Origin of the sequence: Amycolatopsis sp. WQ 127309, assembly GCF_023023025.1 — a bacterium.
GTDB lineage: Bacteria > Actinomycetota > Actinomycetes > Mycobacteriales > Pseudonocardiaceae > Amycolatopsis.
In genome coordinates this window covers 4,065,951-4,079,658 of record NZ_CP095481.1, presented here as the reverse complement: position 1 = coordinate 4,079,658, position 13,708 = coordinate 4,065,951, and the positions used below count along the sequence as shown (strand labels likewise).

The 13,708-nt window shown below is 69.5% G+C and carries 12 protein-coding genes; 2 read left to right on the top strand and 10 right to left on the bottom strand.

The genetic code is table 11. The features are described from left to right. Positions 1-409: 409 nt before the first annotated feature. From MUY22_RS19235 to MUY22_RS19225, 3 genes are all read right to left on the bottom strand, one after another. Positions 410-1,603, bottom strand: coding sequence for a cytochrome P450 (locus MUY22_RS19235; protein WP_247061413.1), 1,194 nt, complete (start codon positions 1,601-1,603; stop codon positions 410-412). A 104-nt stretch (positions 1,604-1,707) separates the two neighbouring features. Next, positions 1,708-2,271: a TetR/AcrR family transcriptional regulator gene (locus MUY22_RS19230; protein ID WP_326951784.1), complete on the bottom strand. Its 564-nt coding sequence runs from the start codon at positions 2,269-2,271 to the stop codon at positions 1,708-1,710. A gap of 144 nt (positions 2,272-2,415) precedes the next feature. Then, on the bottom strand, positions 2,416-3,120 hold the full coding sequence (locus tag MUY22_RS19225; protein WP_247061411.1) for an SDR family oxidoreductase: 705 nt from the start codon (positions 3,118-3,120) through the stop codon (positions 2,416-2,418). A 100-nt stretch (positions 3,121-3,220) separates the two neighbouring features. Here MUY22_RS19225 and MUY22_RS19220 point away from each other — a divergent pair, with 100 nt between their 5' ends. Continuing rightward, positions 3,221-3,712 (top strand): helix-turn-helix domain-containing protein, encoded by a 492-nt coding sequence (locus MUY22_RS19220; protein ID WP_247061409.1) that lies wholly within the window; start codon positions 3,221-3,223, stop codon positions 3,710-3,712. 186 nt (positions 3,713-3,898) lie between these two features. Continuing rightward, positions 3,899-4,462 (top strand): snapalysin family zinc-dependent metalloprotease, encoded by a 564-nt coding sequence (locus MUY22_RS19215; protein ID WP_247061407.1) that lies wholly within the window; start codon positions 3,899-3,901, stop codon positions 4,460-4,462. 98 nt (positions 4,463-4,560) lie between these two features. On the opposite strand, the gene MUY22_RS19210 is transcribed toward MUY22_RS19215, so the two are convergent. From MUY22_RS19210 to MUY22_RS19180, 7 genes are read right to left on the bottom strand one after another with little or no spacing between them, the layout of a single operon-like run. Continuing rightward, a complete protein-coding gene (locus MUY22_RS19210) occupies positions 4,561-5,232 on the bottom strand; it encodes a GntR family transcriptional regulator (RefSeq protein WP_247061405.1) in 672 nt (223 codons plus the stop codon). A gap of 30 nt (positions 5,233-5,262) precedes the next feature. After that, on the bottom strand, positions 5,263-6,609 hold the full coding sequence (locus tag MUY22_RS19205; RefSeq protein WP_247061403.1) for an ABC transporter substrate-binding protein: 1,347 nt from the start codon (positions 6,607-6,609) through the stop codon (positions 5,263-5,265). A 22-nt stretch (positions 6,610-6,631) separates the two neighbouring features. Next, positions 6,632-7,582: an alpha/beta fold hydrolase gene (locus MUY22_RS19200; protein WP_247061402.1), complete on the bottom strand. Its 951-nt coding sequence runs from the start codon at positions 7,580-7,582 to the stop codon at positions 6,632-6,634. Then, the gene (locus MUY22_RS19195) at positions 7,582-9,867 is read right to left on the bottom strand and encodes a glycoside hydrolase N-terminal domain-containing protein (RefSeq protein ID WP_247061401.1); all 2,286 of its coding nucleotides are present in this window, start codon (positions 9,865-9,867) and stop codon (positions 7,582-7,584) included. The genes MUY22_RS19200 and MUY22_RS19195 overlap by 1 nt, the downstream gene beginning before the upstream one ends. Then, the gene (locus tag MUY22_RS19190; protein WP_247061400.1) at positions 9,864-10,745 is read right to left on the bottom strand and encodes a carbohydrate ABC transporter permease; all 882 of its coding nucleotides are present in this window, start codon (positions 10,743-10,745) and stop codon (positions 9,864-9,866) included. Before MUY22_RS19190 ends, MUY22_RS19195 begins: the two co-directional genes overlap by 4 nt. An 8-nt stretch (positions 10,746-10,753) precedes the next feature. Then, on the bottom strand, positions 10,754-11,635 hold the full coding sequence (locus MUY22_RS19185; protein ID WP_247061399.1) for a carbohydrate ABC transporter permease: 882 nt from the start codon (positions 11,633-11,635) through the stop codon (positions 10,754-10,756). Further along, positions 11,635-13,623 carry a CBM35 domain-containing protein gene (locus tag MUY22_RS19180; RefSeq protein ID WP_247061398.1) on the bottom strand — a complete coding sequence of 663 codons (1,989 nt, stop codon included), beginning with the start codon at positions 13,621-13,623 and terminating at the stop codon, positions 11,635-11,637. The genes MUY22_RS19185 and MUY22_RS19180 overlap by 1 nt, the downstream gene beginning before the upstream one ends. Between the last annotated feature and the right edge of the window lie 85 nt (positions 13,624-13,708).

Here is a 13,708-nt window from a genome sequence, read left to right as displayed (position 1 = left end):
CCAGCGGCAGAGGTGCGCGGCAGTTTCCGCACAACCGCGGCCGCCGGCCGGTTGTCTCCGCGCTGCCACGGAGGCGATCGACCGGCGGGCCAAGCTGGAACTGGTGCCACGGCAGGACATTGACGCCTGTCGGAGCGCGCTCTGACCGGGCGCGGCACAGGAACCGGAACACGCGGCGGAGAATCGTTGTCGTCACGAATCCCACGTTACCGAACACGTGTGCGAACACCATCGCTAAACCGGGTGATCCTCGCGAGCGCCGCGCACAGCGAGCTTTCCGTTGCGGCGCAAGCGAATCATCAGCTCAGGAGCGACGAGAAGCCCCCGAATTCCAGGCTACCGGTAAGCACCGACAGAACCGGAATCCGGCAGCGCTGGAATCCGGCAGAGCGGGAATCCGCCAGAATCCTCACCACGTGACCGGCAACGAGTGGACGCCGTAGACCAGCATGTCGTTCTTGAACTCCAGCTCCTCGACCGGAACCGCCAGGCGCAGCGAGGGAATCCTGCGGTAGAGCGTGCCGTAGACCACCTGCAGCTCGACCCGGGCCAGTGTCTGGCCGAGGCACTGGTGCACGCCGTAGCCGAAGGCGACGTGGTGGCGGGCGCCGCGCGTGACGTCCAGCTCGTCCGGTGTCTCGAACACCGAGTCGTCGCGGTTCGCGATGTCCGAGGCGCCGATGATGCCGTCGCCGGCGTGGATGACCTGGCCACCGAGCTCGAAGTCTTCGACGGCGACGCGGCGGCGGCCCGAGTGCGTGATGTTCAAGTACCGCAACAACTCTTCGACCGCGCTGCGCAGCAGTTCCGCGTCGCCGGACCGGACCAGGTCCAGCTGGGCCGGGTTCTCCAGCAGCGCCACCGTGCCGAGCGCGATCATGTTCGCCGTCGTCTCGTGGCCCGCCACCAGCAGCAGCTGGCCCATGCCGGCGATCTGCTCGGCGGTCATCGTGCCCAGCTGCGAGACCGCCAGGCGGCTCAGGACGTCGTCGCCCGGGGACGCCGCTTTCTTTTCCACCAAGCGGGAAAGGTAGGCGAGCAGCTCGTCGGTGGCCTTCACGGCCTCTTCGGGCGCCGCGTCCATCGAGATCATCACCTTCGTGATGTCCTGGAAGAACTCGCGCTCCTCGTAAGGCACCCCGAGCAGCTCGCAGATCACCAGCGACGGCAGCGGCAGCGCGAACGCCGGCACGAGGTCGACCGGCCTCGGGCCTGCCAAGAGGTCGTCGATGAGGTCGTCGACGATCCGCTGGATCGCCGGGCGCAGCGCCTCCATCTTCTTGACCAGGAAGTCGCCGGTCAGCAGCTTGCGCTGGGCCGCGTGCTCGGCGCCGTCCATGTTGATGAATGACTTGACGCGGTTGCGCCGCGCCGCCGACGCCGCGCTCTGGTGCGGGTAGCCGGGCCGGTCGGAATCGGCGCTCACCCGCGGGTCACGCAGGATCGTGCGCACGTCTTCGAAGCGCGTCACCAGCCACGGCGTGCTGCCGTTCCACAGCTTGACGCGGGAAACCGGTTCGTCACGCTGAAGTTCCCCGAGCTCGGCCGGCGGGTCGAAGGGACACCGCCGGGTCATCGGAAAAGCGGGCACACCGTCCGTCATGAGGACCTCCCGAAGCCGCCGCACAGTTCGACAAGAAATTACATAGCTATGCTAAGCATCTTGTCGCGACTCCGCCACACTCCGTTCAGGCGACAGCGGGAAGATCACACGAACACGAGGGACAACAGCTCGTCGACGAACGGCTCCACCAGCTCGGCCCCGGTCCGGTGCAGCACGCTGTGGAACAGCGCGACCCGCCCGTGCGCGCCGACGAACACCACCGCGGCCGCGCGGCCCGGCGAAACCCGCAGCGGGTGGCCGGCTTCGACGCACCGCTCGAACGCCGCGGCCAGCCCGTCGATGACGTCCAGCAGCGGTCCTTCGGCACGCGCGTCCGGATCGGGCCGGGACGCGCCGTTCGCGAGCATCAGCCGGTAATGTCCGGGATGGTCCATGGCGAACGCGCAGTAAGCGTGGATCTGCGCCCGCACCCGGCCGACGACGTCGGTCTCGCCGAGCGACTCCTCCGCCGCGCGCATCGAGTCGCGCAGCCGCGCGTATTCGTAGTCCAGCAGCCCCTGCACGAGTTCCGCGCGGTCGGCGAAGTGCTGGTAGATGCTCGCCGGGGCGATCCCGACCGCGCGGGCCACCCCGCGGATCGTCAGCCCGTCCTCGCCGCCGAGCTCGGCGAGCAGCCGGGCGGCGGCCGCGAGGATTTCCCCGCGCAGCCGATCCCCTTCGCCCCAACGATTCCTGGTACGGCCGATTCCCGCGTTGTCCGGCACCCGCCCATTCATACGCCGGTGGCCGCCGCGGCCGTGTTCCGGGGGTCCCGGAATGACCATGGCGGCCACTCGCCGTCCTAAGTGGACTCAGGCGGTCAGGCTCGGGTACAGCCCGGTCAGGTCGCCGGAAAGCCCGGCGCGCACCCCCCGGCTGACGTCGTCGGCGAGCACCTCGTAGCGGCCCTGTTCGACACCTTCGAGAGCGAGACCGGCCACGACCGCCGGGTCGATCTTCGGGCCGTCGACGTGCTTGGCCATGTCGGTGTCCATGTACCCGACGTGCAGCGCGGTCACCTGCGTCTTCTGCGACGCCAGTTCCAGGCGCAGCGCGTTGGTCAGCGACCAGGCCGCCGACTTCGCCGCGGAGTAGGCCGCGACCTGCGGCGAGGTGAACCAGGACAGCACCGAAAGGACGTTGAGCACGGCGCCGCCGCCGTTGCGCTCCAGGATCGGCGCGAACTCGCGCGTCACGGCCAGCGTGCCGAAGTAGTGCGTGTCCATCTCCAGCCGGATGTCCTCGAGGGACCCGCCGAGCACCGACGCCCCGGTGGACGAGCCGGCGTTGTTGACCAGCAGCGTGACGTCCCCGACGATCGCGGCGGCGGCGCGGACCGAGTCGGGGTCCGTGACGTCGAGCCGCAACGGGATCACTCCCGGCAGGTCCACCGACTCCGGGTTGCGCGCGGCCGCGTAGACCTTCGCCGCTCCCCGCTGCACGAGGGCGGCCGCGAACTGCCGGCCGAGCCCGCGGTTGGCCCCGGTGACCAGCGCCACCGCACCTGTGATCTCCATGTCGAGCTCCTCTCGCATCTGACTTGCTCGTTGCAAGCTAGCTACCGGCGACCCTACGGCGTAAACTTGCTCCAAGCAAGCCAGCTCGAAGGGATCACACATGAGCCGCCGCATCACCTGGGAGGACGCCTCCTGCCCGATCGCCCGCGCCGCCGACGTCCTGGCCGAGCCGTGGACCCTGCTGATCCTGCGCAACGCCACCGCGGGCACGACCCGGTTCGAGGACTTCCGCAGCGAGCTCGGCATCGCCGACAACGTGCTGACGACCCGGCTGGGCAAGCTCGTCGACCGCGGACTGCTGACGAAGCTCCCCTACCGCGACGGCGGCCGCACCCGGCACGAATACCGGCTCACGCAGGCCGGTTCGGACGCGCTCCCGGTGCTCCACGCCCTCGGCGCGTGGGGTGACGCCCACACCGATTCGGTGAGCGCGTACGGCCCGATGAAGCTCGTCCACACCGGCTGCGGGCAGCTCACCCGACCGGGCCAGAACTGCGACAGCTGCGGAAAACCGCTGGTCAGGGACGATCTGGCGTGGCGCGGCTCGTGGCTGAGCGAAGGTGAGATCCCGCTGGCCGAGCCGATCTCCTGAGCCCGGCGGGGCATCCTCGTATGCGTGGCAGCGCATGTCAACACTGCAAAATGGTTGGTAAATCACCACTAAACACGCAGTACGAAAGTCGGGTCACAAGCGACGTCCGGATACGTAAATTCGGACCACAGCACACGCAAACCCGGCAAATTCCCCACAGCTGCCCTACCGCGAGGAGCCGTCCCGATGTCCAGGAAGTACCTGCTGCCCGGAGCCGCTGTCGCACTGGCGATGATCGCCACCCCGATGACCGCCGCCCCGGCCTTCGCGGCCCCGGCCCAGGCCGAAGCGGCCACGATCGTCTACTACGACACCTCGGACGCCCCCACCTTCCGCGCCCAGATCAACGCCGGCGCGGCGAACTGGAACGCGGCGGTCTCGAACGTCAAGCTCGAAGAAAGCTCCTCGGGCGCCACGCTGCACTACACCGAAGGCAACGACCCGCAGGGTTCGTACGCCCAGACCGACGGCCACGGCAGCGGCACCATCTTCATCGACTACACGCAGGCCGAGGAGTACAACCAGACCCGCATCACGGCCCACGAGACGGGGCACGCGCTGGGCCTGCCGGACCACTACGAAGGCCCGTGCACCGAGCTGATGTCGGGCGGTGGCCCCGGCCCGTCGTGCACCAACGCGAACCCGAACGCGGACGAGTCCGCTCAGGTGGAATCCCTGTGGGCCAGCGGTTTCCGCGCGGCGGCCGCCGCGCCGACCCGCATCTACGAAGTGACGATGCCGGTCAAGTGACCCGCAGCTGACGTCGTCGGGGGAGGCCGCACCGGGTACGCCCGGTGCGGCCTTCGCACGTCCGGCCCGGCTCACGCAGGACCCGAGCGCCGGGACGGTCAGAGGCGGGAGACCAGGCGGTCCCGGGCCACTTCCAGGTGGGCCGTCATCGCCTTGCGGGCGCCGGACGCGCTGCCCACGACCAGGGCGTCCACGATCGTGCGGTGCTCGGCGATCGTCTGCTCGCCGAACGGCTGGTTGTAGTTCAGCCGGAAGAAGTGCAGGTGGCAGTGGGTGCGGGCGAACGCCTGCTCCACCGCGACGTTGCCGGCCAGGTGCAGGATCAGCTCGTGCAGCCGGGCGTCGTGCGCGGTCAGGGCCTTGTAGTCGCTGTACGCGTCGTCGGCCGGGGCCGCCGGGCACGTCGCCAGCTCGGCTTCCAGCGCGGCGACACTCGCGTCCGACATCGCCGCCGCCGCCAGGGCCGCGGACGGCGGCTCCAGCAGCAGCCGCAGCGCGTACATGTCGTCGACTTCCTTGCGGTTCAGCAACTCCGTGACGCGGTAACCGCGCAACGGCAGCCGGCTGACCAGCTCCTCGGACTCCAGCCGCGCCAGTGCTTCGCGCACCGGCGTGCCGGAGACGCCGAGCTCGCGGGCGATCTCGTCGATGTTCACCCGCGCGCCCGGCTCGATGCCGTCGTTCATGATCAGCGCCCGGATCTGCTCGTAGACGCCGTCCGCCAGCACCTGCCGGTTCGGCAGTGCCTCGAGCCGTCGTCCGGAACTCACCCTGACTCCCTCATCGTCGGTGACTACAGGCTACTGCTTGCCCAGGATCTGGCTGCTCTTCCGCGCCATCTCGGCGAAGACGTCGTCGTCGCGCTGGTGCGCGAAGTACGCTTCGAACAGCGGCCGTTCCGCGTCCTGCAGGGCGGCGCCGTTGCCGTAGACGACGGCCGGGACGAGCGAGCCGTCCTTCATCATCGTGGTGAACACCGACAGGTCGACGCCCTGGCCCTGCATCGCCGTCGCCGCCGCGTCCATCGACGCCGGGATCGACGGGAAGAACGTGCCGCTCGCGCCGGCGGCCGACTGGCAGTCCGGCGAACCCATGTACGAGACCCACTTCCAGGTCAGGTCCGGGTTCTTCGTGCCCGCCCAGATGTTGTTCCCGTTCGAATTGGACAGCAGCGCGCGCTTCCCGGACGGCCCCAGCACGGTGGGCGCGATCCCGACCTTGACGCCGGGCAGCTTCGCGAACGTGCCGGCCGTCCACGACCCGGCCGTCTCCATCGCCACCTTGCCCGAGCCGATCAGGTCGGTGTCGCTGATCGTCGCCTGGCCGCCGGTGGTGAACGTGCCGATCTTCGGGGAGAACCCGCGGTCGGCCAGTGACCGCACCCAGCGCATGGTCTTGGCGAAGACCGGGTCGTCGTAGCCGAACTTCGCCGGCCAGGTCTGCTTGTCGGCCAGCCGCCAGCCGGTGGTCATTGCGAACGAGCTCCACGTCGATTCGCCGATGAAGTCCCGCGAGGCGAGCTGGCCGGTGCCGAAGGTGGCGACGTGGCCGGAGTCGAAGCCCGGCTGGTCGCCGCGGACGCCGTTCTTGTCGACGCTCAGGTGCGCCGCGACCTTCTCGAACGTCCCGCCGTCGTCCGGGTTCCAGGTCAGCTTCGCCAGGTCTGCGGGGGTGTAACCGGCTTTCGTGATGGTGTCGACGTTGTAGTAGAGCCCGGTCGCGGACCAGTCGAGCGGCAGCGCGTACTGCTTGCCGTCGGTGAACTTCCACGAGTCGACGCCGACGGAGAACCGCTTGAGGTCGAACTTGTCGCGGGCGACGAGGTCGTCCAGCGGCAGCAGCTGGTGCTGCGCGGCGTAGGCCTGGAAGTACTGAACGCTGTTCTGGAACGCGTCGGGCGCGGTGCCCGCGACGAACCCGGCGGTCAGCTTGGTGAAGTAGTCGTCCACGTTGTACTGCGTGATCTTCACCGTGGTGCCCGGGTTGGCCTTCTCGACGGCGGACGCGCAGCTCTGGTAGGCCGCCGCCTGCTTGTCGTCCCAGGTCCACCAGTTGACGGTGTTCCCGTTGCCGCTCGCCGAGCCGCCGCCACAGGCGGCCACCAGCGCACCCAGCGTCGCCACCAGGCCGATCGCCAAAGTTCTCATCTTGTCACTCCATTGTGGATGGTCATGGCCGCAGGATCGGCCGGAACCCTTCGAGTACCGCCTGGACGTCGTCCGCGCCGCCGGCGTCGTGGCCGTTGTATTCCCAGACGCCGATCCGCTTCGGGCCCTTGTAGGCGTGGTAGGCGCCGAACACCGTGGACGGCGGCACGATCCCGTCCATCAGCCCGGCGGAGAACCAGGCGGGCGCGGTCGCGCGGGCCGCGAAGCCGACACCGTCGAAGTAGGACAGCACCTCGAACGTCCGCGCGACGGCGTCCCGCTTGTCGGCCAGGTACCGCGTCAGCTCGACGTACGGCCGCTCCCCCGCGATCAGGCTCGCTCGCCGGAAGTCGCAGAGGAACGGCGCTTGGGCGTGCAGCGCGGCGACGTCCGGGACCAGCGCCGCCGCGGCCAGCGCGATGCCGCCGCCCTGGCTGTTGCCGAGCACCGCGACCCGCGCCGGGTCGACGGCGTCGAGGGCGCGCACAGCGTCCACCGCGCGGGCCGCGTCGGCGAAGATCCGCCGGTAGACGTAGGTTTCGCGGCTGTCGATGCCGCGCGTCAGGTGGCCGGGGTACGCGGGTCCGCTGCCGACCGGGTCGGGGGTCACGCCGCCCTGGCCGCGGACGTCGACCTGCAGGTGCGCGTACCCGGCGGACGCCCAGGTCAGCTCCTGCAGCGCGCTCCCCCGGCTGCCGCCGTAGCCGTGGAACTGGACGATCGCGGGCCGCGGGCCCTCGATGCCGCGCGGCAGCCGCAGCCAGGCGCGGACCGGGTGGCCGCCGAAGCCGGCGAACTGCACGTCGAAGACGTCGAGGGTCCGCAACGGCGTCTCGACCGGCGTCACTTTCAGGGCCAGGTCGTGGTCGCGGGCGTCGTCGAGGGTCGACGTCCAGAACTCGTCGAAGTCGGCGGGGGCGGCGTAGTCGCTGCGGTACTCCCACAGCGCGGCGAGACCGAGGTCGGTGAGCATCAGAGTCCTTTCAGGACGGTGGACTCGCCGGCCCGCAGCCGCAGCTCGGTCTCCCGGCCGCGGTAGCGCACGCGCACCACGTCGGCCGGGTCGCCGGACAGCCGCCGCAGCACGGCGTAGACCAGCTCACCTTCGCGCCATTCGAGGTCCACCGCGAGCCCACCGCGGCAGCGCAGCCCCCGCGCCTCGCCGTTCGCCCACTCCGCGGGCCGCGCCGGGAGCAGCGTCACGACGTCGTTCTGGCTCTGCAGCACCAGTTCCGCGAGCCCGGCGGGGAAGCCGTAGGTGCCGTCGATCTGGAACGGCGGGTGCGTGCTGAACAGGTTGGGCAGCAGCCCGCCCCACTCGGAGCCGTCGACCGGGGCGTCACGGTGGCGGTCGCCGGTGAACGGCTGCGACGCCTCGCCGAGCAGCTTCCGCGCGGTCTCGCCGTCGCCGAGCCGCGCGCGCAACGCGATCTTCCAGGCCCACGACCAGCCCATCGCCCCTGGTCCACGGCGTTCGAGCAGCACTCGCGCAGCCTCGGCGAGGGCTGGTGTCGCGACGGCGTCGATCTGCCCGAGCGGGTAGAGCGCGACCATCTGGGACATGTGCCGGTGCGCCGGATCGTCCTCCGGGAAGTCCTCGGCCCATTCCTGCAGCCAGCCGCCTTCCGTGATCGCCAGCGGACGCAGGCGCGGCAGGGCGAGGGCGATCTCGGCGCACAACGGATCGTGGACGTCGAGCGCGTCCGCCGCGGCGAGGCAACGCTCGAACACCGCGCGGATCAGCGCGATGTCCATCGTCACCGAGTACGTCAGCGACTCCTTCGTCCCGGCTTCGGAGAGGAAGAGGTTCTCCGGGGACGTCGATGGGCACGTCTCCAGGAAGCCGTCTCGTTCGACCAGCCAGTCCAGGCAGAACTCGGCGCACCCGCGCAGCAACGGCCACGCCGTCTTCTCGAGGAACGCGCGGTCGCGGGTGAAGTCCCAGTGCTCCCAGGCGTGCTGGACCAGCCACGCGCCGCCCAGCTGCCAGAGCGCCCACGACGGGTTGCCGTGCCCCATGCCGGCCGGCAGCGCCCAGCCCCACGGGTCGGTGTTGTGGTGGGTGACCCAGCCGCGGGCGCCGTACAGTTCGCGCGCGACGTCGGCGCCGGTGACCGCGAGCTTGCCGAGCAGGTCGAACAGCGGGAGGTGGCATTCGCCGAGCCCGGTCGTCTCGGCGCCCCAGTAGTTCATCTGGGTGTTGATGTTGACCGTGTAGTTGGACGACCAGGCCGGACGGAGGTCGTCGTTCCAGATGCCCTGCAGGTTCGCGGGCGGCGTGCCCGGCCGGGACGCGCCGGCCAGGAGGTAACGGCCGTACTGGAACAGGACGGTGGCGGTGAGCTGCTCGTCCTTTCCGGACAGCAGTTCGGCGACGTCGTGGGCGCCGCCGCGGCGCTCGCCGATCCTGAGCGAGGACGCGCTCAGCAGCGGGCGCAGGTCGGCCTCGTGCGCGCGTCGCAGCTCCGCCGTCCCGGTCTCGATCGCCTGCTCGGCGAGGACCGCAGCACGTCGGCGGTGTTCGTCGCGCGTGTGCTGGCGGTCGCCGATCCAGGCGTCGTACGCGCTGGTCGAGCTGGCCAGGACGATCAGGACGCCGGTTTCCGTCCGGGCGACCCGGACGGACACCGCGGCGAACGGGTCGTACCCCTCGACGGTCCCGTACCGCAGTGGCTCTTCCACCTGCGGTTCGTGCCTGGGTGCGCCGTCGATCGGGATCTCGATGCCCAGGTCGAGGCCGTCTCGCGAAACCTCCCGCAGCGGTGTCGACACATCGACTTCAACATCGATCGCGCCGGACAGTCCGATGCACAGAGCTTGCGCGGGACGGCTCACCCAGGTCGTGCGTTCGACGTCGTGGCCGCCGATGGTGAGCCGCTCGGTGGCGACGCCGTTGTCGAGGTTGAGCGTCCGGCCGTGGGACGTCCCTTCGGGCAGCGTCAGCCAGAGGTCGACGTACGGCAGGAACTCCTGGCTGTACGGCCCTTCGAACGCCATCAGGAGGGCTTCGGCGCGCCGGAAGTCCTTCGCGAACACGGCTTCGCGCACCTTGGCGAGCTGGTCCGGTCCGGCGTCGATGTCCTTCAAAGCAGACGCGGGACCGTTCGGCGTGCCGGACCAGACGGTGGCGTCGTTGACCTGGATCCGCGTGCACCCGGCGCCGCCGAAGACCATCGCGCCGAGCCGGCCGTTGCCGACCGGCATCGCCTCGGTCCATTCCGCGGCCGGGTGCGGCCAGGAGAGCAGGAGATCCGTCATTTCAACCCCGTGAAGCCGATGGAATTGACGAGCCGGCGGCCGAACGCCACGAACAGCAGCAGCATCGGGAGCGCGGCGACGAGCGTGGCGGCCATCAGGCCGGCCCAGTCCAGCGCCGCCTGCGGCGAGGACTGCTTGAACACCGCGAGCGCCAGCGTCAGCGGACGGACGGTGTCGTCGTTGGTGACCAGCAGCGGCCACAGGTAGTCGTTCCAGGTGTTGATGAACGTCAGCAGGCCCAGCGTCGCGATCGGGGCGGCGCTCATCGGGAGCACGATCCGGAAGCAGACGCGCAGCGGGCCGGCGCCGTCGATGATCGCGGCTTCCTCGATCTCGGTGCTGAGGCCGAGCATGAACTGGCGCAGGAAGAAGATGTTGAACGCGGAGAAGAACGCCGTCGGCAGGATCATCCCGCCGAAGCTGTTGAGCAGCCCGAGGTCCTTGATCAGCACGAAGTTCGGCAGCAGCGTCAGCACCTGCGGCACCATCAGCGCGGTCAGCAGCACCGCGAACAGCGCGTTGCGCCCCTTCCACCGCAGCCGCGAGAACGCGAACGCGGCCAGCGCGGAGAAGAACACCGTGCAGACGGTGAGCAGCACCGCGTAGACGATCGAGTTCCGCAGCGCCGACAGCAGGTCGATCGACGCGGCCGACCCGCCCTGTGCGGCGGCCTCGGCCGGGGACGCCAGGCCGAGCGCGCGCTTGAACGCGCCCAGCGTGAAGTCGACCGGGACCAGCGACGACGGGTCCGTCGCCATCGCGTAGTTGTTCGACAGCGCCGTCCGGACGATCCAGTAGAACGGGAAGATCGTCACCGCCAGGACGATCACGAGGTACGCCCAGGCGACGAGCCGGCCCGGGGACAACCGTCTGCGCACGAACCCTCCTAGTCGGTGTCGGACTCGCCCGCGCGAGCCATCCGGAGCTGGGCGAAGGTGACGGCGGCCAGCAGCACGAACAACGCGAGCGACATGGTCGCGGCGTAACCGAAGTCGAACTGGCCGAACGCCTTGTCGTAGATGTACATCTGCAGCACCTTCGACGCGTCCGCCGGCCCGCCCTTGGTCGTCACCTGCACGATGTCGAAGATCTGGAACGAGCTGATCACCGTCAGCACCACGACCATCACGAGGATCGGCCGCAGCAGCGGTACGGTGAGCCGGCGGAACATCTGCAGCTCGCTCGCGCCGTCGATCCGGCCGGCCTCGTAGATCGTCGCCGGGATGGTCTGCAGCCCGGCGAAGATCAGGACCGCGTTGTAGCCCATGGACTTCCAGACGTTGAGCCCGGCCAGCGTCGGCACCGCCCAGCCACCGGAACCGAAGAACAGCACCGGTTCGCCGGTGAGCTTCGTGACGACGACGTTGACGATGCCGAGCTGCGGGTCGAGCATCCACGACCAGACCAGCGCGGTGACGACGCCGGAGATGAGGAACGGCAGGATCAGCAGCCCGCGGACGGTGGCCGACACCGCGAGCCGGTGCAGGATCACCGCCGTCACCAGGGAAACCAGGATGCCCAGCACCACCGAGACCGTCACGAAGTAGATCGTGACGACCAGAGAGTGCCAGAACGTGGCGTCGCCGAAGAGTTCCCGGAAGTTGCCCAGGCCGATCCAGCGCGGCTCGGACAGGACGTGGAACTCGGTGAAGCTCAGGTACAGCCCGCGCAGGGTCGGGTAGGCGAAGAACACGGCGAACCCGGCGAGCGCGGGGCTGATGAGCAGCCACGCGATCGGCGCGTCCCGCCGGTGGGCGACCGACCCCACTAGACGGTGATCTTGTCGACGTCGTAGACGTACCCGGCCTGGTTGCCGATCTGGACCGTGTTGGCCCCGGCCTGCAGCCAGACCTGGACGGTCGTGCTCTGCGGCGTGTTCCAGTCGTCGTCGTTGCTCCCGGCGACGGGCAGCGGGAACGACGTCCCGTTGATCGTCACGATGCCGGTCCGGCTGGAGTCGCCATCCACATAGGACAGCTCCAGCAGGTAGACGCCGGCCTGGGGCACGGTCACCGCCGGCAGCACGACGTAGCCGCTGCCGCCGAGGTAGCCGACCTTCTTGCCGCCCGAGCACGCACAGTCGTAGACGGTCGCACCGCCTTGCGGGGTGCCGTTCTCCGCCTCGTACGTCTTCGGGCCGTCGACTGTCGGTGTCGTCAGGGAGTACTTCTTGCTGAGCGCGGACGGGCGGCCGTTCCGCTGGTTCGCCACGACCGTGAAGTCGTACGCGGTCGACGGCTTGAGCCCGGCGACGGTCGCGTTGGCGGTGTTGGTGGACGTCATCTTGCGACCGTTCGCGAAGACGTCGTAGTTCTGCGCGCCCTTCGACGCGTCCCAGGCCAGCGAGACACTGGTGCCGGTGACGCCGGTGGCGTGCACGACACCCGGCGCCTGCAGCACGTCGCGGTCGCGCGGGGTGACCTTCAGCAGGCGCGAGCCGTGCACCGGCAGGTCGGCGGAAGCGGTGCTGTCCTGGTGGGACCAGAGGTCGCGGATCTGGACCGGGCCGGTGATGCCGAGCTGCGCGAGGTCCGCGGTGACGCGGGCGGGCGTCGCGGCCAGGTTGAACAGCGCGACCGTGTAGCTGCCGTCGGCGTTGCGGTTCGACCAGACCTGCTGGTCACTCGTCTGGCTCACCGGCTTGGCCGGGATCCCGGCCTGGTTGACGGCGATGACCTCGTCGTTGGTCAGGAGCTTGACGCCGTAGTCGTCGAGCTGGGTCAGGTCGTCACCGATGTAGAGCGGCGCGGCTTCGATCGCCCACAGCGTCATGTAGCTCTGGCGCTCGGCCTCGGTGAGGCCGTCCATCTTGCCGCTGCCGACGTCGAGGGAGTCGAGGTTGTTCCAGTGGCCGGGGCCGGCGTCGGGGATCCACTGCACGACGTCGTTCCAGCGCTGCTTGACCGAGTTGTTCCAGGTCACGAGGGTGTCGCAGTAGCACTCGACGTCCGTGTCGACGCGCCAGCCGTTCGTGTTCGCCTTCCAGACGTCGGCCTGGCGGTGGCTCAGCGCCCAGGAGACGACGAACTCCATCGGGCGGCCGGTCTTGGCGATGGCCTGGTGCCAGGCCTCGACGTCGGTGGTGTTGGTGTAGTTCGGGCCGCCCTTGAAGGAGCCGGGTCCGACGCCGTCGAGCTTGAGGAAGTCGACGCCCCAGCCGGCCAGCAGCCGCGCCACCGAGTCCACGTAGGACTGGGCGCACGGGTTCGTGAAGTCGATCTTGTAGGCGGAGTCCCAGCCGTTGGTCTTGCGCAGGTCCGGGTAGACGAGGTCTTTGGTGTGGCAGTTCGTGGTGCCCGCGATCGGCGAGTTGCCGTCGTTGTAGGCCTTGAGGTCCAGGCCGAACGCCAGGTACGAGCCCAGCTTGAGGCCCTTCTTGTGGACGTAGTCGGCGACGTAGGCCATGCCGTCCGGGAAGGTCGCCGGGTTGACCACCGGGCGGGCGTACTGGTCGAAGGAGTTCGACCAGCCGGCGTCGATGTTGACGTAGGTGTAGCCGTGCTGCTTGAACTTCGCGGCGAGGACGTCCGCCTGCTGCAGGACGTGCTTTTCGGTGAGCCAGCTGGCCGGGCCGGCCGGGTTGACGCCGGGGTAGTTCGTCGACTCGAGGCTCCAGCTGCTCCAGCCCATGTAGGGCTTCTGCGCCACCGGCTTCGGCGCTTCCGGCTGGGCGTCCGCGGTGGGGGCCGTGAGCAGGCCCGCGGTCACCATCAGTCCGGCGAGGGCACCCAGTGCCCGTCTGCCGCGTGCGGCCATGACCACTCCTTTGAGGTCTGCAGACATCGGAGGACCACAGCTCGTTTCGGCTGAACCGTGGATCCTATAGGATCTACGACTGGAG